A 19,960-nucleotide genomic window follows, 5' to 3' on the forward strand; every position below is an offset into this window, starting at 1 on the left:
CGTCCGGTAACCCAACGGTCTGCGGGGCAGTCAGCCCTCGGGATGCTTCCTAGGTTGCATCACACCTCCAGGTCATGAGTCGACACAGAAGCGGCACCGGCGGAAGACGCGCTGCCGATTGACCTGTGGATCGCCGCGTGCTCGTGTCGCCTGAAAGTTTTAGCACCGCTGTGCAACGATGCTCGGGAAGTGAAGGACGGTCAGCACCGACTCGGTCCGTCCACCGGACCGAGGAGCTCAGCGATGCGACTATCGCGAATCACCATCAAAAACTATTCGCGCATCGCCGACCTCGACCTGCACGTCGGCAGCCATCTTGTCATCGTGGGAGCAAACGACGTCGGGAAGACATCCGTGCTTCGAGCGATCGATCTCGCTCTGGGATCCGCCGCGCAGCTCTACCAGTCACTGTCGGTGCAAGACCTGGCCGCGGCGGATGAACCACTTACCGTCGCCGTGCAGTTCGTCGATTTCTCGGAGACGGAACGAGCGGCCTTCTACCGTGAGATCGACAGCGACCCACTCACAAAGACGGAGTCGCTCGATGTCCGACTTGAAGTCGTCGTTGACCCGGACGATACGGACTCCGTGCTGATCTCGCGGTGGAGCCCAGGGCGGGGTGAGGTCCGTCCACTGACCAGAGAGCAGATCTCGACTCTCGGCTGGAGGTATCTCCCGGCCGTCCGACAAGCGTCCGCAGCGCAGCTCGAAAGCCCGACCGGTGCAGTCAAGACGCTGCTGCGGGCACTCGAACCGGACCTGGGCGATGAGCGAGTGGCGCTCGGCGAGATCCTCAACTCTTTCAACTCCACGCTGGCGGGGAGCGCCCCTCTCTCCGAACTCCTGTCCGGCGTCGCCAACCGACTTTCAGACGCGATGCCGCGAACAATCACACCCGAGGAGCTCGCCGTCCGAAGCAGCGCCGACCCCACCGCCTCGGTTCTCGAAGGGGTTTCGTTGTACACCCGGTCCGACGATGGATACGTTCCGATTTCTGAGCAGTCCGACGGTATCCGTCAACTCATCGCCATGACGCTGTTCGATCTCGCCGAGGGCGCCGCGAACGTCATTGCGATCGATGAGCCGGAGATTCACCTGCACCCGTCGAGCCAGCGGACCGTCGCCGACCTACTCGCGTCGGATCGAAACCAAAAGATCCTCGTGACGCACTCGCCGTACATCGTTCAGAAGTTTGATCCAAGTGCAGTCGTCGCCGTTGATCCGAACGGTGTCTGCCACCAGCTCGATCCCGACCGTGTCACGCTCGAAGAGCGGGTGCAGGCGCACTGGTGGTCACCGCGCATGATCGAAGCGCTCACCGCCCGGATTGTCATCGCGGTCGAAGGTGTCGCCGACCGGCTCATCGTCGAGGCTGCGGCACGAACACTCGGAATCTCTCTCGACCGCATCGGGGCGTCCGTGTTCGAACTTGGCGGCGCCGAAAACTTCCCCGCCGTATACAAGCTGCTCGGACCTGCCGGATTCGGGATCGATATGCTCGGTCTTGTCGACTATGCCGAGAAGGGCAAATGGATCGGCGCTGTGGGCGGACGAGAACGCGACGTCGTTGGGCGCACCGTCTTCGTCTCGAAGGCCGACCTCGAGGACGAATACTGCCGAGCTCTCGGTGTCCAAGTGATGGCAACTCGTCTGACGAATGCTGGCGTCGCAAAGGACTTCGATGCACTCCGCGCCGCGTGCGCCACCGAAGACATCAGCTCGATGACGCCAGAGGCCATCGCGAAGTACTGCCGATCCAGCGGCGGCCAGCCACGAGTCAACCGGAAAGTCCCATCGGCGTTGGCCGTGAGCAAGGGACTCACGATTGCGGAGGTCCAGGCCATGGAAAGCGTCCATGCGCTGCTCGTCGAAATCGAACGACGGACGGATTCGTGACCACTCGTCGACAGGCGTTCGACGAAGCCGTCGAGACAGACCAGCGGAACCTATTGGTGATCGCCGCACCAGGCTGCGGCAAGACCGAGCTGCTCGCTCATCGGGCATTGCAGCAAATCAGTCTGCTCGCAGAAGGTCGCCAGATTCTGGCTCTCACCTTCTCAAACAAGGCGAAGACGAACCTCAACGGCCGGCTGAACGACGTCCTCGGCGTCGAACGAAAACGGCGTTTCGTGGTCGTCCACAACTTCCATGGTCACAGCGCCGAGATCATCCGATGCCACGGTCGCACCCTCGGGATCCCCGTGGACTTCGAGATACCCACCGACCGCACTCAACCGGACATCGTTGATGCCTACCTTGAGGGACTCACCGAGCGGGAAGCGGACGGCGTGCGCGCGCTCATCAATAGCCAGCTCGGCGAAGCGAAACGCGGGCCCTACAGCGACGATGAGGTGCTCGCCCGACTACGTGACACGGGCGATCAACGTAGCGTCCTCGTCGAAGAACACCGACAGCGCACCGGGGTGTTGTTCTACGACGATCTCCTCCGTCACGGCCAGCGGCTGCTGCGAGTACCAGAGATCGCTCGCCTGTACCGAACCCATTTTCAATCGGTGATGGTGGACGAGTTCCAGGACCTCTCCCCACAGCAGCTGGACATCGTACTGCGTTCATCAGATCGCAGCCGCACGGTCGTTGGCGACCCGCTCCAGGGCATATACAGCTGGACGGGCGCTCGCCCTGCTGAGAACGAGCGTCTTCTCCGACGGATCAGCGGTGACCCGCTCTCGCTCGGCACGTCCTACCGATCGTCGCCAAACGTTCTTCGGATCCTCGGCGCGGTTTCGGTCGAGCTTGGCGGCGCTCCGCTCGCAGCGGCAGACCCTGAGAACTGGTTCGAAGGGGGAACTGCTGCTGGCTTCTTCTTCAAGACAGGAGCGGATGAAGCCAATTTCGTGCGAACGACGGCAGCGGAGATCCACGAACGAGCGCCGGAAGCGACAATCGGCGTGATCTGTCGTTCAGGCTGGCGGCGGAAACCCGTGGACAGCGCGTTCACGAGGTCGGGTACGCCCGCCAGGCGCTGGGACCTTGCCACCGATGACCCAGAGGTCATCTCTCGGATCCACGACGCTGTGGACCGTCTCGGCGCCACCCCGACCCTCGACCAACTGCGCACACACGTTCTGACCAATGCCGAGTCGGCGGACTCAGAGACGTTCGCCGCACTCGTCGAAGCCCTTGACGCGCTCGACGAGATGGTCGCCGAATCCGGGTCTGTGATGGCCGCTGTCTCCCGCCTACGAGCTGCAGAGGACGTCGCAGAAGGGATCACACCGGGGATCCACTTGTTGAATGCACACGTTGGCAAAGGGCAGCAGTTCGATTGGGTCTTCATTCCCGGTTTTGATGAGGGCAATATGCCGAGTTTCCTTGCGAAGAGCGCGAGCGAGCGCGCCGAAGAACTGCGCGTGCTGCTGGTCGTCATCTCACGAGCCCGCCATGGCGTCGTCATCACGGGAGCAGCGTCGCTTATCTCGAAGAAAGGCAACCCCTACAGCGTCGCCCCCAGCCGGTGGAGACCTCTTGTTCGCGGCTCCATGACGCATTCGACCAGAGCCGAACTCGTTTCCCATATCAGGCGTATGTACTCAGACCACCAATCCTCGTCGTAGAGTCTTAGCTCAAGGGCGCAAAAACGCTCGGCACGAGCAATGAGTCCAACACTCCTCGGACTCGGAACCTGCGCTCGATAGCCGGTCGGGCTATCGGGACGGGCTGCTCATGAGCCTGCTCGGTGGTCGCGCAAGTCCTTGGTTCTGGTCGTCCGCTGATTAACCTGCGTGGGTTTGGTGTCGACCTCCGGATCATGCTGCCGCTGGCGGACGTGGTGCAGGATCTGCCGCGGCGGCTGGTGCTCCTCGACCTTCCGTGGGTCGAAGCTGCCGGGGCGACCGCGACCACGAAGAGCGCGGTCGACGTGGCCGACGAGGTACTCGCCGACGTCTACGACCACCTCGGCGATGAGCCCTTCGTCGTCATCGGGAACTCCTTCGGCGGCGTGATCGCCCGACACGGCTCTGCCCGGTAGAGGATCAGCTACCAGACTTAGCTGCGCTGTGGCCGTTGCCGCGACCAGGACCACTCCACCGCTGAGAAATCCCTACTCGCGCCGACTCCCGGCAACCTTGGTCTCACATAGGTGGTCATCGATCCTTCGCAGTGGAGGTGCGTAATGTATTCGGTCGCGTCGCGCGGGCCAACCTGGCGGCAAGTTGTACGCGAAGGGGACAGGTCATAAGCGCAGCGACACGGCTTTGAGGCGCCACTGTCAGGCAATCTGTCGCTGAGCTTCCGAACGACAGGATCCGCGGCATGGAGACACGAACTGTCGGCGACCGACAGCTGTTGGTCAGACGCCACTTCGCCGGCACTGACGAGCGCGGAACTCCGCATGACGAGGAGATGCGATCCGCCGCCCGGCAGCTGCGCTCAGGCCGATCTAGTCCGCTCCCTTGCCAACCTGGAACTCAGGGTCAGACAAACTTGGAGCGAAACGGACAGTTTGGGGCACTCCCAGACACTTTCGTTCCTGTCTTCACAACGACAGAACGCTACTGCGGCATGTCCACGAACCTCGAGAACATCCCGTGGAACGCCACCGTGATCGTGTCCGTCGGCCCGTTGCGGTGCTTCGCCACGATCAGGTCCGCCTCACCCTGGCGCGGGTTGTCCTTCTCGTACGCCGACTCACGGTGCAGCAGGATGACCATGTCGGCGTCCTGCTCGATCGACCCCGACTCACGCAGGTCCGAGATCATCGGCTTCTTGTCCGCACGCTGCTCCGGACCACGGTTCAGCTGCGACAGCGCGATGACCGGCACGCCGAGCTCCTTCGCCATGAGCTTCAGCGCACGCGAGAACTCCGAGACCTCCTGCTGACGGCTCTCGACCTTCTTGCCCGAGGTCATCAGCTGCAGGTAGTCGATGACCACGAGCTTCAGGTTGTGCTGCTGCTTGAGTCGACGGCACTTCGCCCGGATCTCGACCAGCGTCATGTTGGGGGAGTCGTCGATGAAGAACGGGGCGTCGTTGATGCGCCCGCGGGTCTGCGCGATGGTGGTCCAGTCCCGCGAGTCGACGGTGCCCTTGCGCATGTTCTGCAGCGGCACGCTCGACTCGGCGGACAGCAGACGCATCGCGATCTCGGCGCGACCCATCTCGAGCGAGAAGAACGCGGCGGTCTGGTCGTGCTTGAGCGCGGCGGCGCGGCACAGGTCGAGGGCGAGCGTCGACTTGCCGAGGGCGGGTCGCGCGGCGACGATGATGAGCTGTCCGGGGTGGAAGCCGTTGGTCAGGGCGTCGAGACCGCTGAACCCGGTCGGCACGCCGGTCATCTGCCCGTCGCGGCCCTTCGCGGCCTCGATCTCGTCGATCGCGGCGCCGATGGCGTCGGTCAGGGGCACGTAGTCCTCGGTCTGCACGCCGCCCGCGACGTTGTACACCTCGGCCTGTGCGCTGTTCACGAGGTCGGTGACCTCGCCCTCGGACGCGTAGCCCATCTGCACGATGCGGGTACCGGCGTCGACGAGACGGCGGAGCACGGCCTTCTCGGCGACGATGGCGGCGTAGTACCCGGCGTTCGCGGCCGTCGGCACCATGCTCGTCACGCTGTGCAGGTACTCGGCGCCGCCGGCCCGCGACAGCAGGCCGGTCTTCGTCAGCTCGTCGGTCACGGCGATGACGTCGGTGGGCTCGCCGTGCGAGTAGAGCGACAGGATCGCGTCGAAGATGACCTCGTGCTTGGGGATGTAGAAGTCCACCCCGCGCGCGGTCTCGATCACGTCGGCGACAGCGTCCTTCGACAGCAGCATGCCGCCGATCGTGGACTGCTCGGCGAGCAGGTCGTGCGGCGGCGTCCGTTCCGGACCCCGGTCGGCCAGGTCCTGCGGGGACGGATCGAGATGCGCGATCGACACACGGACTCCCTCTTGTGGCAACGGTGCGGACCACGGTCCGCACGGAATTCCTACCCCTGACGACCGACATCCACTGACGTCTGCGAGTCGCTGGGCCACGCTACGGGTACAGAGTTATCCCCAGCAAACGGCCCTGTGGATAACTCTGTGGAGAGGGTGCGGAACACGCCGGGGAGCCGTGTGGACAACTGTGGATGACCATGTGGAGAAGTCGCACGACGAACACACGTTCGAGCTGCTGACCTGGGGTTTCCCCGTTCACACCATGTGTGGAGAACCGTGGTTCAAGTGCACCTTGAAGGTTGTGGAATCGGCCCCTGGGACTGTGTAGAACGACTTGACAACGGACCCTGCTGTGGGGAGTGTTCCCGGGCCGTTCACAGCATCGCCGGACCTGCGCGAGCAGTAACCAGCCAGCGCGAGGTCCTCGATGCGCCGGGTGCAACGGGACCTCCGTCGACCAGCCGAGCCGAGTCGTGCGGCGACCACCGGCGGACGCGACGTGCACGCACGACGAAGGGCGGGCCTCCCGGAGGAGACCCGCCCTTCGACGGTGGTGGTGCGGCCTTACTTGGCGGCGACGACCTTGAGCGAGATCACGGCGGTGATGTCCTCGCGCAGGCGGACGGTGGCCTCGTGGTCACCGACGGTCTTGATGGTCGCGGGGACCTCGACCTTGCGCTTGTCCAGCGAACCGACGCCCTGCGCCTGGACCGCGTCGGCCACGTCGGCCGGACGGACCGAACCGAAGAGACGACCGTCCTTGCCGGCCTTGACCGACAGCTGGATGGTGGCGTTCTCGAGCTTCATCTTGAGGTCCTGGGCCTCTTCGATGGTGGCGAGCTCGCGAGCGGCACGGGCCGCGCGGATCGACTCGACCTGCTTCTCGCCGCCCTTGGACCACGCGACAGCGAAGCCCTGGGGGATGAGGTAGTTGCGGGCGTAGCCGTTCTTGACGTCGACGACGTCACCGGCGGAACCGAGGCCGGAGACCTCGTGGGTGAGGATGAGCTTCGACATGGTGATCCTCCTGATCAGCGGCCGGAGCCGGCGTAGGGGAGGAGCGCCATCTCACGGGCGTTCTTCACGGCACGGGCGATGAGGCGCTGCTCCTGGACGGAGACGCCGGTGATGCGACGGGCGCGGATCTTGCCACGCTCCGAGATGAACTTGCGAAGGGTCGCGACGTCCTTGTAGTCGATGACGCCGACCTTGATCGACTTCGCGGGAGCGGCGTTCTTGCCGCCCTTGCCGCGAGGCTTCCGGCGGTCGCCGGTGCTCTTTCCAGCCATTGTGATTCCTTAGAGAAGAAGAAGTTGTGTGTCCGTCAGACCGCTGGGGATCAGAACGGGGTCTCGTCGTCGTACGAGCCACCGGGGGTGCTCCACACGTCGTTCGACTGTGCGTTGCCACCCTGCTGGCCGCCCTGGGGCGACCACGGTGCGTCCGACTGACCGCCGCCGTTGTTGTTGCCGTTCCAGCCGCCGCCCGCGCCCTGGCCACCACCGGAAGCGTTGCCGCCTCCGACCTGGCCACGACCGCCGCCGGAGCCACCCGCAGCACGGGTGACCTGCGCGGTCGCGTAGCGGAGCGACGGGCCGATCTCGTCGACCTCGAGCTCGATGCTCGTGCGCTGCTGGCCCTCACGGTCCTGGTAGGAGCGCTGACGCAGACGACCCTGCGCGATGACGCGCGAGCCCTTCGTCAGCGAGCCCGCCACGTGCTCGGCGAACTCGCGCCACACGCTCGCGCGGAGGAACAGCGCGTCGCCGTCCTTCCACTCGTTCGCCTGACGGTCGAACGTGCGAGGGGTGGATGCGATGGTGAAGTTCGCCACCGCGAGCCCGTTCTGCGTGTAGCGCAGCTCGGGGTCCGCGGTGAGGTTGCCCACCACCGTGATGACGGTTTCGCCGGCCATGACCTACTCGGCGCTCGCGGTCGCGTTCGCGGCCTTGCGGGCCGCGCGGGCCTCGTCGCGCTGCTTCTGCGCGGCGACCTGGGCGATCGCCTCTTCAGCGCGGAGGACCTTCGTGCGGAGCACGGCCTCGGAGAGACCGAGCTGACGGTCGAGCTCCTTGGCGGCCTCGGGGGTCGAGGTGAAGTCGACGACGGCGTAGATGCCCTCGGACTTCTTCGCGATCTCGTAGGCCAGGCGACGACGGCCCCAGACGTCCACGTTGTCGACGGTGCCACCGTCGTTGCGGATGACCGCGAGGAACTTGTCCAGGCTGGGAGCGACGGTGCGCTCGTCGATCTCGGGGTCGAGGATCGCCATCAGTTCGTACTGGTGCATGCGGAACCCACCTCCTTTGGTCTCGGCGGCTCCGGGCGGTTCCCGGAGCAGGAGGGTTGATGCATGTGTCGTGCGCGAGTGCGCAGAGGACAACCCGAGTAGCTTACCGGACGGCCTGGAGGCGCGCCACCGGCTGTGGAGGTCGGCTCCGGTCCGTCAGGCGGTCGCGTCCCGTCAGGCGGTCGCGTCGCGCTCGGCCCACCAGGCGCGCAGGCGCGCCGCGGCCTCGTCCTCGCCGAGGGGGCCCTCGTCCATGCGGACCTCGAGCAGGAAGCGGTACGCCTCACCCACGGCGCGCCCCGGCGCGATGTCGAGGATCCGCATGATGTCGTCGCCGGTCAGGTCCGGGCGGATCGAGTCCAGCTCCTCCTGCGCAGCCAGGGCCGCGATGCGGTCCTCGAGGTCGTCGTACGCGAAGCCCAGGCGGTCGGCCTTGCGGCGGTTGCGCGTGGTCACGTCGGAGCGGGTGAGCTCGTGCAGGCGTTCGAGCAGCGGACCGGCGTCGCGGACGTAGCGTCGGACGGCGGAGTCGGTCCAGGCACCCTCGGTGTAGCCGAAGAACCGCAGGTGCAGCTCGATCAGGCGCGCGACCGCGGCGATGGTGTCGTTGTCGAACCGCAGCGCCCGCAGTCGCTTCTTCGCGAGCTTCGCGCCGACCAGGTCGTGGTGGTGGAAGCTGACGGCGCCACCCGGCTCGAGCTTGCGCGTGGCCGGCTTGCCGATGTCGTGCAGGAGCGCCGCCAGGCGGAGCACGGTGTCCGGGACCTCGCCCGCGTGCCGCTCGGCCTCGTACCCGATCGCCTGGGTCAGCACCGTCAGCGAGTGCTCGTAGACGTCCTTGTGGTGGTGGTGCTCGTCGATCTCCAGGCGCATCGCCGGCAGCTCGGGCAGGAACCGCTCGGCGAGGCCGGTGTCGACCAGCAGACGGATGCCCGCGACGGGCTCCGAGGTCGCCAGGAGCTTGACGAACTCGTCGCGCACCCGCTCGGCGGAGACGATGTCGATCGAGTCGGCGAGCTCCGTCATCGCGGCGCGGACCTCGTCCGACACGGTGAAGCCGAGCTGCGAGGTGAACCGCGCCGCCCGCATCATGCGCAGGGGGTCGTCGCGGAAGGACACGGTCGCGGCCTGCGGGGTGCGCAGCCGCTCGGCGAGCAGGTCCTCGACGCCGCCGTGGACGTCGACGAGCTCGCGCTGGGGGAGTCGGAGCGCCATCGCGTTCACCGTGAAGTCACGGCGGAGCAGGTCGTCCTCGATGGTGTCGCCGAAGGCCACCTCTGGTTTGCGGGTCTCGCCGTCGTAGACGTCGCTGCGGTACGTGGTGATCTCCACCTGCTCGCCGCGGATCCGCGCCGCGATGGTGCCGAACTGGCGGCCGACGTCCCACGTGGCGCTCGCGATCGGTTCGACGATGCGCAGGGTCTGGTCCGGGTCCGCGTCGGTGGTGAAGTCGAGGTCGGTCACCGGGCGCCCGAGGAAGGCGTCCCGCACCGGGCCACCCACCAGGGCCAGCTCGTGTCCGGCGTCGGCGAACGCCCGAGCGAGGAGGGCGACGGGCTCGGTGGACGCGAGTGCGTCGAGTCGTTCGACGGCCTGGGCAACGGAGTGCATGACGGCTCCATCTTCCCAGATGACCGCCCACGAGTTCTGCACAGTCCGAGCGCGCACGGGATCGTCATGGCTCGCCCCTCGTATGCTCGTGCACGGCCGGAACCGACCCTCGGGCCCTCCTGTATGCAGATCTTCCGCTCCACGCTCGCCGCCGCTGCGACGGCCCTCGTCGCCATCGGTCTCGTCGCCACGCCCTCGGCCACGGACGCCGTGCACGCCGCAACGGTCGACCGGTCCACCACCCGGACCGCCGAGCCGACCGCCGCCGACGAGGGCAGGACCACCGTCTCGGTCGCGCCGGCCGACCGCGGGGTCGTCCGGCGTGGTGAGGACCTCGAGCTCACCGTCACGGTGACGAACGACACGGACCGCGACGTCCCCGCCGGCACCGCCGAGCTCGACATCTTCCGGTCGGAGAGCACGCGGGACGTCCTGTCCGACTGGCTCAGCGACACCAGCACGTCCGGTTACCTCGGCGCCCCGATGGACACGGTGGACGTTCCCGAGGTCCCCGCGCACCGATCGGTCACCCAGACCGTGACGATCGTCTCCGGCAACGTCGCGCTCGGCGGGTACTCGTCCTTCGGCGCCCGACGCATCGCCGCCGAGTACACCGCGGGGGACACCTTCGCGGTCGCCCGCTCGGCCATCACCTGGTACCCGGACTTCCAGCAGACCCCGGTCGGCGTCTCGGTCGCGATGCCGATCACCCTGCCGCACACCGTCGACGGGCTCGTCGGGGCGAACGACCTCGCCTCCGCCACCTCGGTGGACGGCACGCTGACGCAGCAGCTCGACGCGGCGGAGGACCACAACGTCGCCGTCGCCGTCGACCCGCGGATCATCGCGTCGATCCGCATCCTCGGCGAGAACGCCCCGTCGTCCGCCACCGCCTGGCTGCAGCGGCTCGAGTCGCTCCGCAACGAGACCTTCGCGCTGCCGTGGGCCGACGCCGACGTCACCGGGCTGCGGCAGGCCGGTGCCGACGGCATCCCCGGGGTCGTCTCCCTCGACCAGCTCGTGGACGACGACGACTTCCCCGGCGCGAGCACCCCGACCCCCACCCCGACCGCGCCGAGCGACACCGCGAGTCCCGACGGCGTGGGGACCGACGGCGTGGGGACCGACGCGTCCTCCGCGCCGACCGACCCCACGACCCCGACCGCCGGCGCGACCGACGCCTCCGGCACGCAGGACGGCGACCAGGGCAGCACCGGCGACGGCCAGGGGGACCAGACCCCGATGCTCCCCACCACCGAGACCCTGCTCGACTTCCCGTACTCGATGGACGGCATCGCCTGGCCCCAGGACGACACCGTCTCCGCCGACGACCTGCCCGCGCTCGCGAAGGCCGGCACGCAGACCACGATCCTCGCCAGCGGCAACACCTCCGCCGGCCCGGACACCACCATCGCCGCGTCCGAGCGGATCGGCAGCCAGCGCGTGCTCGTCTCCGACCAGGGCATGTCCACCCTGCTCCGCGACGCAGCCGAGGCCTCCGACCAGCAGGACTGGGACGCCTCGATGGCCGAGCTCACCGCGACCCTCGCCACCGCCGCCCGCGCCGGCACCGCCGAGAGTCCCGTGCTCCTCACGCTCGGCCGCGACTGGCCGACGAACTCCGACCGGCTGAGCCGCGCGCTCGACGCCCTCGAGGACACCCCGTGGGTCTCGCCGTCCGACCTCTCGACCGCGGCGAAGGCGACGGCCGGGTCGCTCACGCTCGCGCCCGCCAGCGACGGCGAGGACCGGCTCGACCAGCTCCGCCGCCTGGTCGACGGCGAACGCACCCTGACCGGGTTCGCCTCGGCCGTCGACGACCCCACCGCGGTCACCGCCCCCGCCCGGCTGGCGCTGCTCGCGCTGGCCTCGAACTCCTGGCGGGCGGAACCGCGTGCTCTGACGACGGCCGTCGACGCACAGGTGGCGTCCTGGGCGAACCTCGTCAGCAAGGTCAGCATCCCGGACTCCAGCTCGTTGACCCTGCTCGGCGACCGGTCGTCGCTCCCCGTCTCGATCCGCAACCGGTCGATCTACCCCGTCACGGTGCGTCTGAGCGTGCAGCCCTCGAGCTCCGCGCTGCGGGTCGTCCGCAACGACATCGAGGTGAAGCTCCAGCCGCAGTCGTCGACGCGCGCCACCATCCCGGTCCGGTCGGTCGCGAACGGCAAGGTCACGCTGACGATGTCGCTGACGACCCCGACCGGCGTCACGATCTCGCAGCCCTCGACCGTCGAGCTGAACGTGCAGGCGCAGTGGGAGACCGTGATCACGGCCATCGCTGCGATCGGCCTCGTCGCCCTGTTCGGCTTCGGCATCTTCCGCAGCGTCCGCAAGCGCATCCGTCGGCGCAACGGCGAGCTCGACGACGAGGACGACGAGGACCCGAACCGGCCCCTCGCGGTGCAGCCGGACGCCCCCGGCGCGCCTGCCCGGTCGGGAGGCCCGTCCCACGTCGCGCAGGCGGCTCCCGCCGCCGCGGTGGCCGGCGCCACGACCGTGACGGCTCCTGCACAGCCCGCACCGCAGCCGGTGGGTCCGCGTCCTGCGGACGCGCCGGTGCGTGACGGAGGCGAGCCGCGCCTCCCCGACGGACCCCGCGACCGCGAGGAACCCGTCACCGAACCCGAGGAGCCGACCATCAGCACGCAGCAGCAGCCCGCCGTCGACGCGGAGCCCGCGGCCGAGCGGAACCTCGGACGGGCGAGCGCGATGCTCGCGGCGGGCACGATGCTCTCGCGCGTCCTCGGCTTCGGCAAGACCTTCGTGCTCGCGTACGCGATCGGCCAGGCGAAGTCGCCCGGTGCCGACGCCTTCGCGCTCGCGAACCAGCTGCCGAACAACATCTACGCGCTCATCGCGGGCGGCCTGCTCTCGGCGGTCCTCATCCCGCAGATCGTCCGGTCGATGCAGCAGAGCCGCGACGGCGGTGCCGCGTACGTCAACAAGATCGTGACCCTCGGCGCGAGCGTGTTCGTCGTCATCACCATCATCGCGACGGTCCTCGCACCGTTCCTGGTCTTCGTGTACAGCCAGCAGGCCGCCGACGACGGCAAGGGCTTCACGCCGGCACAGACCGACCTCGCCGTGGCGTTCGCCTTCTGGTGCCTGCCGCAGATCCTCTTCTACGCGCTGTACTCGCTCCTGGGTGAGGTCCTCAACGCGAAGCAGTACTTCGGACCGTTCACCTGGGCGCCGCTGATCAACAACGTCATCGCGATCGCCGGACTCGTCGTCTTCATCGCCCTGTTCGGCGGCCAGGACGTCAACTCGTCGGTCGACGCGTGGACCCTGCCGAAGATCGCGGTCCTCGCCGGCAGCGCGTCGCTCGGGGTGTTCGCGCAGGCGGCGTTCCTGCCGTTCTTCTGGAAGCGCGCCGGACTCTCGTTCCGTCCGGACTTCCGCTGGCGCGGGGTCGGGCTCAAGGCGACCGGCACCGCGGCCGGGTGGCTGTTCGCGATGATCCTGGTGACGCAGCTCGCCGGCATCGTGCAGTCGCGCGTCGCGTCCCTCGGTACCGGCGCGGCGGGCAACGCGGTGCTGCAGAACGCCTGGCTGCTCTTCATGCTGCCGCACTCGATCTTCGCGGTGTCGATCGCGACGGCGTACTTCACCCGGATGACGCACGACGCCGAGCGCGGGGACCTGGACGCCGTCCGGCGGAACCTCTCGCTCTCGCTCCGGATCGTCGGGCTGTTCACGGTGTTCGCCTCGGTGGCGCTGATCGTCGTCTCGGTGCCGTTCGGACGCATGTTCGCGAACACCTTCGACGGAGCGCTGACCATCGGCGCGGTCCTGCTCGCCTACATGCCGGGCCTGGTGCTGTTCAGCATGCTCTTCATCATCCAGCGCGTCTTCTGGGCGATGCACGACCACCGCACCCCGTTCCTCATGCAGTGCGTGCAGTCCGTGCTCTTCGTGATCGGCGCCCTGGCCGTCGCCACGTTCCCGCAGTCCGTCGTCGGTGTCTCGATCGCCGCGTGCACGACGCTCGCCGGCACCGCGCAGACGATCATCGCGCTCGTCCTGGTGCGCCGTCGCCTGAACGGCATCGAGGGCCCGGTCGTCACCCGCTCGCACCTGCAGTTCGTCATCGCCGCCCTGGTCGCCGGGGCCGCCGGAGCGGGGGTCGTCCTCGCGCTCGGTGCCTTCTCGGAGAACGGGTTCGCGATGTCCGACCGCACCGGCGCGTTCATCACCATCGTGCTCGCGGGAGCCGTCATGGCCGTCGTGTACTTCGGCGTCCTGGTCGTGACCCGGAACGGCGAGATCGCGAACGCCGTCGCCCTGCTGAAGAAGCGCCTCGGCCGCTGACCGACGGCTGCGCCCGGCCCCGTCAGGCACGGCCGACTGCGCCGACCGGCTGGGCGGAATGTCCCGCCGGTAGCATGGGTTGACCCGGTCAGCACTCAACGGAAGGGCAGCGAGGCATGCGCCAGCTCATCATCATCGGTTCCGGTCCTGCCGGGTTCACCGCCGGCATCTACGCCGCGCGCGCAGAGCTCAAGCCCCTGATCGTCGCGTCCAGCGTCGAGACCGGCGGCGAGCTCACGAAGACCACCGAGGTCGAGAACTTCCCGGGCTTCCCCGAGGGGATCCAGGGCCCCGACCTCATGATCAAGATGCAGGAGCAGGCGGAGAAGTTCGGCGCCGAGGTCCTGTACGACGACGCCGTCTCCGTCGACCTGACCGGTGACGTCAAGAAGGTCACCGTCGGCTCGGGCGAGACGTACGAGGCCCTCGCGGTCATCTACGCGACCGGCTCGGCCTACCGCCACCTCGGGCTCGCCGACGAGGAGCGCCTGTCCGGCCACGGCGTGAGCTGGTGCGCCACGTGCGACGGGTTCTTCTTCCGCCAGAAGAACATCGCCGTCGTCGGTGGTGGCGACTCCGCGATGGAAGAGGCCACGTTCCTCACCCGGTTCGCGGACAAGGTCACGGTCATCCACCGCAAGGACTCGCTGCGTGCGTCGAAGATCATGCAGGACCGCGCGATGAACGACCCGAAGATCGAGTTCGCGTGGAACAAGGAGGTCACGGGCATCCAGGGCGACTCGGCAGTGACCGGCGTCACCCTCAAGGACACCGTGACGGGTGAGGAGTCGGAGCTCGCGCTCGACGGCCTGTTCATCGCGATCGGCAACGACCCGCGCACGCACCTGATCCACGGCCAGATCGACATCGCGCCCGAGGGCACGATCGCGGTCCAGGGTCGCTCGTCGAAGACCAACCTGCCGGGTGTCTTCGCCGCGGGTGACGTCATCGACCCGACCTACCGTCAGGCCATCACGGCTGCCGGCTCGGGCACGGTCGCGGCGCTCGACGCGGAGAAGTACCTCGCCGAGCTGGACGACGCCCTGACCGACCAGGCCGAGGGTGTCACGCCCGAGTCGCCGGCCACGATCGACGTCGAGGCCGCACGGGCCTGACCCTCGACGGAATACTGCAGCGACGACGTCGTTACAGCCACTGAACTTCTCGAAGGAGCACACATGTCCAACGCAAAGGCCGTCACCGACGCCACCTTCTCGGACGAGGTCCTCAAGTCCGACAAGACCATCCTCGTCGACTTCTGGGCCGAGTGGTGCGGCCCGTGTCGCGCCGTCTCGCCGATCCTCGACCAGATCGCTGCCGAGCACGCCGACAAGATCGAGATCGTCAAGCTCAACGTCGACGACAACCCGCAGTCGGCCATGAACTACCAGATCACGTCGATCCCGGCGATGAAGGTGTTCAAGGGCGGCGAGGTCGTCAAGACCGTCATCGGCGCGAAGCCGAAGCCGGCGCTCGAGGCCGACCTCGCCGAGTTCCTGGCGTAGTCAGACCCGTACACCGCGAACGGCCCCGCTCTCCTCGGAGGGCGGGGCCGTTCGCCGTTCCGGGGAGCACGCTGCCGACGGGCGGGCCACAGCTTCAGGATCGGCCCCCGCCGCGCACCGCTGTCCCGGGGACCGATGTCGTAGTGTGGCGGGAATGTCCCACTGAACGGAGCACTCGATGACGAACGGCAACAGCCTCGACCCCTGGTACGACTCCTACGCCCAGCGCACCGCCGGGCTGAGCGCCTCCGAGGTCCGAGCCCTGTTCGCCGTCGCCTCGCGCCCCGAGGTGGTCTCCCTCGCCGGCGGCATGCCGTACGTCTCGGCGCTGCCGCGGGAGCTCGTCACGGGTTCGCTCGACCGGGTGATGGCCGAGGACGCCGCGATGGCGCTGCAGTACGGCGGGGGACAGGGTCTGCGGTCCCTGCGCGAGCACATCGTCGACGTGATGAGCCTCGAGGGCATCCGTGCGAGCGCCGAGGACGTCGTCGTCACCACTGGGTCGCAGCACGCGCTCGACCTCGTCACACGGCTGTTCATCGATCCGGGTGACGTCGTGCTGGCCGAGTCCCCGTCGTACGTCGGTGCCATCGGCGTCTTCCGCTCGTACCAGGCCGAGACCGTCCACGTCACGACCGACGAGCACGGGCTGGTGCCCGAGGCCCTGCGCGAAGCCATCACGAACCTCCGCACGCAGGGCAAGCGGATCAAGTTCCTGTACACGATCCCGAACTTCCACAACCCCGCTGGCGTCACCATGAGCCGCGAGCGCCGCATCGAGATCCTCGACATCTGCCGTTCGAACGGCATCCTCGTGCTCGAGGACAACCCGTACGGGCTGCTCTGGTTCGACGAGCCGGCGCCGCAGGCGATCCGCTCGATCGACGACGAGGGCGTCGTGTACCTCGGCTCGTTCTCGAAGACCCTCGCACCGGGCTTCCGCGTGGGTTGGGCCCTCGCGCCGCACGCCATCCGCGAGAAGCTCGTCCTCGCCAACGAGTCGGCGGTCCTCGCGCCCAACTCCTTCGGTCAGTACGTCGTGAACGCCTACCTGGACGCCGCAGACTGGAAGGGGCAGGTCGACACCTTCCGAGGGCTCTACGCGGAGCGCAGGGACGCCATGATGGCCGCCCTGGGCGAGTTCCTGCCGGACCTCACGTGGACGAAGCCGAACGGTGGGTTCTTCGTCTGGCTGACGCTGCCCGAGTCGCTCGACTCGAAGGGCATGCTCCCGCGCGCCGTGAAGGAGCTCGTCGCCTACACCCCGGGGACGGCCTTCTACGCGGACGGTCGGGGCGGTGGCAACATCCGGCTGTCGTTCTGCTACCCGACCTCCGAGCAGATCCGCGTCGGCGTCAAGCGCCTGGCAACCGTCATCAACGACGAGCTGGAGCTCATCGAGACGTTCGGGCACGCCACGCGTCCGAGCGCCGTCACCGAGACGAACGCCTCGGTCGTTGCGCCGCCGCCGAACGTCTCCTGATCAGCACTTTCCGCACCAGCATCCTCGGAGGACCCTCGCATGGCCGAGCTCACCCGTCGTCACGTCGTCGTCGTCGCGGGAGGGATCTCGCATGAGCGAGACGTCTCCCTCCGCTCCGGCCGTCGGGTCGCCGACTCCCTGACCGGTTACGGTTGGCAGGTCGACCTCCGCGACGCGGACGCGTCGCTGCTGCCGGCCCTGCGTGAATCGCGTCCCGACGTGGTGTGGCCGGCACTCCACGGTGCTTCCGGTGAAGACGGCGCGCTGCGGGGCGTCCTGGAGGCCCTGGACATCCCGTTCGTCGGCTCGCGTTCGACCTCAGCGCGGTTGGCATGGGACAAGCCCACCGCGTCCGCGCTGGTCGCGCGCGCGGGCGTGCGGACCCCGCGATCGGTCACCCTGTCGCACGACGTCTTCCGCGAGCTCGGTGCAGTCGGGGTCCTCGATGCCATCGCGGCCGAGCACCCAGTCCCGCTCGCGGTGAAGCCAGCACGTGGCGGGAGTGCGCAGGGCGTCACCCTCGTCGAGGACGCGAACGACCTGCCGCGCGCGATGGTCACCGCCTACACCTACTGCGACGACGTCGTCGTGGAACAGCTCATCCGCGGCACCGAGGTCGCCGTCGGGATCATCGACACCGGGGACGGCCCGGTCGCCCTGTCGGCCGTCGAGATCGTGCCGAAGAGCGGCACCTACGGGTTCGAGGCGCGCTACAACGCGGGACAGACGACCTTCTTCACGCCGGCGCGCCTGTCGGGGGAGCACTCTCGTTCCGCGGCGGAGGCTGCAGTCGCCGCCCACACCGCGCTCGGGCTCCGGCACCTGTCGCGGGTCGACCTCATCATCGATTCCGCTGGGACGCCGTGGTTCCTCGAGGCCAACGTCCTCCCCGGGCTGACGGAGACCTCGCTCGTGCCGCAGGCGCTCAGTGCGTCGGGGTTCGACCTCGGCTGGACGTACGCCGAGCTCGCCGAACAGGCAATACGCGACCACCGTCGCTGATCGTGCAGAAGCGCAGGAGTGTTCCACGTGGAACAGTCCTCGTCTGTACCGCATTGCTGGCCCCGTTCATCTGGGGTGAGCTCGTCCATGCTGCCGCTGTGGTCGTGGCGGATCGAACCCTGCGAACTCGGCCTTCAACTCTTTCCGGGCTGCGCACACCGTCCCTTGCGAACGCGGTCGTGGTCGCCCTGGGCTTCGTCAATCCGCAGACGCATCCCAATCCGGTGAACCGATGGCGCGCACGCATCGCAGTCCGCTCCGCCGCAGCCCTGCGCAGCCAGGGGTACGACGTGACCATCCTGTGCTGCGGGGGAGCAGTGCGGGGTGACACGTCGGAGGCCCAGCACCTCGCGGTGAGCATCCGTAGGCTCGGTTGGAGCGGACCCCTCCTCCTCGACGTGGCGAGCCGGTCAACGTGGGAGAACATCGCGCTGGCGCTGCCTGTACTCGAGCGGACCGATCGGCTCGCGATCGCCTCGAACGGACTCCATGCCGCGAAGGCCCGGGAGTACCTGCGACGTCAGGCCCCGATCATCGCGGATCGACTCATCCCTGCATCCGAGTACCGGCTCGGGGAGATGGTCCTCGCCAAGCCGCTGTTCGCGGCGGTGGGCGTCCTGAAGCTCCGATCGCTCAGGACGACGGCGGGTACTACGGCCAGCGACAGGCGGCCGAAGCGTTCCACGTGAAACGCTATCGGCCCGCCTGGAGATGACCGAAGACTGTGCGGCCAGTAGGGGGGCTTTCCTAGGGGCGCTCGCTCCAGGCTGGTACTTGCAAGGGAACAGGTCGTTCGTCTCGGAGAGCGGAGTGGAACGATCGGCTTGCGAGATACGGTCTGCAGTGCGTGCTCCCCTCGCACGTGGCTCGCTTTGCCGCGCATCGTGCGGAGCACAGTACGGCTACCGTTGCGGCTGATTCGCGCTCTCGTAGGCAGTGATCCTGCGCCTCCGTAACCCGGCTGCCCGCTGCTCGGGCGCCCAGCTTCGCGCAGGGCACCGAGCACATTCCGTTGCGGCGTCTTCTCGCGTTCCACGTGAAACGTCGTGGATCGACCGGCACGGCTCGGATGGAAACGACGGGGGATCCGGGCGTAGAGGGCGGCTGGCCTTCGGCGGGGGAGGAGCTGGTCCGCGGCGCGGCCACGGGTCCGTCCGCGCCGCGTCACAGGTCGAGCACGTTCGGATCGCGCGCAGAGCACGGGCGGTCCACGCCGCACTGGCGGGAGGTCCACCACCAGCGATGCCGGCTGCGCCGCTGCAGGAGCACTACCGGCATCCCGGAGTGCAGCGGTTGTAGCCCCGCTGGCCGCACCAGCAGTGCGGCGCTCCGAACGACTCCAGCGGCTCCAGCAGTGCGAGCGACGCCGGAACTCCAACGGCACCAGTCGCCCCGCCCCCGTTCGACGAGATGCCGTCATCGGAAGCTCCGGCCGTCCCAGCGTTCCCAACGGGCCCGGCCGCACCAGCGACCAGGGAGACCGGGTGACTGCTGCGCTCCCAGCGACGCCGGCCGTACCCGCGGAACAGCGATGCCGCGTGACTCCTGCGGTCCCACCGGGCCCGGCCGCACGGGCGGAACAGGGAGACCGAGTGGCTGGTGTGGTCCCAGCGGCCCCGGCCGTAGCCGCGAGGCAGCGATACCGCATGACTCCTGCGACCCCATTGGGCCCGGCCGCACGCGCGGAACAGGGAAACCGCGTGGCTGTTGCGGTCCCAGCGGCCCCGGCTGCATCCGCGAAACAGCGACACCGCGTGAATGCTGCGGTCCCCATCGGGCCTGGCCGTATCCGCGGAACAGGGAGACCGCGTGACAGCTGCGGTCTCAGCGGCCCCCGTAGTACCAGCGAAACGGCGGTACCGCGTAACTCCTG

Annotated in this window: 15 protein-coding genes; 9 read left to right on the plus strand and 6 right to left on the minus strand. The window is 68.2% G+C overall.

Annotation, left to right across the window (positions count from 1 at the left end; all coding sequences use genetic code 11):
* Window positions 1-243: 243 nt before the first annotated feature.
* The 3 genes from QUG93_RS11200 to QUG93_RS11210 all read left to right on the plus strand — a co-directional run bounded on the left by QUG93_RS11200 (window position 244) and on the right by QUG93_RS11210 (window position 3,991).
* Complete coding sequence (locus QUG93_RS11200; RefSeq protein ID WP_289473950.1) at window positions 244-1,896, plus strand: ATP-dependent nuclease; 1,653 nt, start codon at window positions 244-246, stop codon at window positions 1,894-1,896.
* On the plus strand, window positions 1,893-3,575 hold the full coding sequence (locus QUG93_RS11205) for a UvrD-helicase domain-containing protein (protein WP_289473951.1): 1,683 nt from the start codon (window positions 1,893-1,895) through the stop codon (window positions 3,573-3,575). The genes QUG93_RS11200 and QUG93_RS11205 overlap by 4 nt, the downstream gene beginning before the upstream one ends.
* A 122-nt stretch (window positions 3,576-3,697) precedes the next feature.
* Window positions 3,698-3,991, plus strand: coding sequence for an alpha/beta fold hydrolase (locus QUG93_RS11210; protein ID WP_289473952.1), 294 nt, complete (start codon window positions 3,698-3,700; stop codon window positions 3,989-3,991).
* Between the two features lie 523 nt (window positions 3,992-4,514).
* Here QUG93_RS11210 and dnaB read toward each other — a convergent pair.
* The 6 genes from dnaB to QUG93_RS11240 form a co-directional block, all read right to left on the minus strand.
* Window positions 4,515-5,879, minus strand: a complete 1,365-nt coding sequence (gene dnaB, locus QUG93_RS11215; protein ID WP_289473953.1) for a replicative DNA helicase — start codon at window positions 5,877-5,879, stop codon at window positions 4,515-4,517.
* Window positions 5,880-6,446: 567 nt separating this feature from the next.
* Window positions 6,447-6,899: a 50S ribosomal protein L9 gene (rplI, locus tag QUG93_RS11220; RefSeq protein WP_289473954.1), complete on the minus strand. Its 453-nt coding sequence runs from the start codon at window positions 6,897-6,899 to the stop codon at window positions 6,447-6,449.
* A gap of 14 nt (window positions 6,900-6,913) precedes the next feature.
* Complete coding sequence (gene rpsR / locus QUG93_RS11225; RefSeq protein ID WP_017887834.1) at window positions 6,914-7,171, minus strand: 30S ribosomal protein S18; 258 nt, start codon at window positions 7,169-7,171, stop codon at window positions 6,914-6,916.
* 50 nt (window positions 7,172-7,221) lie between these two features.
* Window positions 7,222-7,797, minus strand: a complete 576-nt coding sequence (locus tag QUG93_RS11230) for a single-stranded DNA-binding protein (RefSeq protein ID WP_289473955.1) — start codon at window positions 7,795-7,797, stop codon at window positions 7,222-7,224.
* 3 nt (window positions 7,798-7,800) lie between these two features.
* On the minus strand, window positions 7,801-8,172 hold the full coding sequence (gene rpsF / locus QUG93_RS11235; protein ID WP_058728349.1) for a 30S ribosomal protein S6: 372 nt from the start codon (window positions 8,170-8,172) through the stop codon (window positions 7,801-7,803).
* Between the two features lie 174 nt (window positions 8,173-8,346).
* Entirely contained in the window at window positions 8,347-9,783 is a 1,437-nt protein-coding gene (locus QUG93_RS11240) for a CCA tRNA nucleotidyltransferase (protein ID WP_289473956.1), read from the minus strand.
* A gap of 123 nt (window positions 9,784-9,906) precedes the next feature.
* On the opposite strand from QUG93_RS11240, the gene QUG93_RS11245 reads away from it, so the two are divergent.
* The 6 genes from QUG93_RS11245 (at window position 9,907) to QUG93_RS11270 (ending at window position 18,776) form a co-directional block, all read left to right on the plus strand.
* Window positions 9,907-14,097, plus strand: a complete 4,191-nt coding sequence (locus QUG93_RS11245; protein ID WP_289473957.1) for a DUF6049 family protein — start codon at window positions 9,907-9,909, stop codon at window positions 14,095-14,097.
* Window positions 14,098-14,213: 116 nt separating this feature from the next.
* Complete coding sequence (gene trxB, locus QUG93_RS11250) at window positions 14,214-15,212, plus strand: thioredoxin-disulfide reductase (protein WP_289473958.1); 999 nt, start codon at window positions 14,214-14,216, stop codon at window positions 15,210-15,212.
* A 63-nt stretch (window positions 15,213-15,275) separates the two neighbouring features.
* Window positions 15,276-15,602 carry a thioredoxin gene (trxA, locus tag QUG93_RS11255; protein ID WP_022832611.1) on the plus strand — a complete coding sequence of 109 codons (327 nt, stop codon included), beginning with the start codon at window positions 15,276-15,278 and terminating at the stop codon, window positions 15,600-15,602.
* A 178-nt stretch (window positions 15,603-15,780) separates the two neighbouring features.
* Window positions 15,781-17,085, plus strand: a complete 1,305-nt coding sequence (locus tag QUG93_RS11260; RefSeq protein ID WP_289473959.1) for an aminotransferase-like domain-containing protein — start codon at window positions 15,781-15,783, stop codon at window positions 17,083-17,085.
* Between the two features lie 39 nt (window positions 17,086-17,124).
* Window positions 17,125-18,087 (plus strand): D-alanine--D-alanine ligase family protein, encoded by a 963-nt coding sequence (locus QUG93_RS11265; protein ID WP_289473960.1) that lies wholly within the window; start codon window positions 17,125-17,127, stop codon window positions 18,085-18,087.
* A gap of 179 nt (window positions 18,088-18,266) precedes the next feature.
* Window positions 18,267-18,776 (plus strand): ElyC/SanA/YdcF family protein, encoded by a 510-nt coding sequence (locus QUG93_RS11270; protein WP_289473961.1) that lies wholly within the window; start codon window positions 18,267-18,269, stop codon window positions 18,774-18,776.
* Window positions 18,777-19,960: the final 1,184 nt, after the last annotated feature.

Source organism: Curtobacterium caseinilyticum (assembly GCF_030363035.1).
Classification (GTDB): Bacteria; Actinomycetota; Actinomycetes; order Actinomycetales; family Microbacteriaceae; genus Curtobacterium; species Curtobacterium caseinilyticum.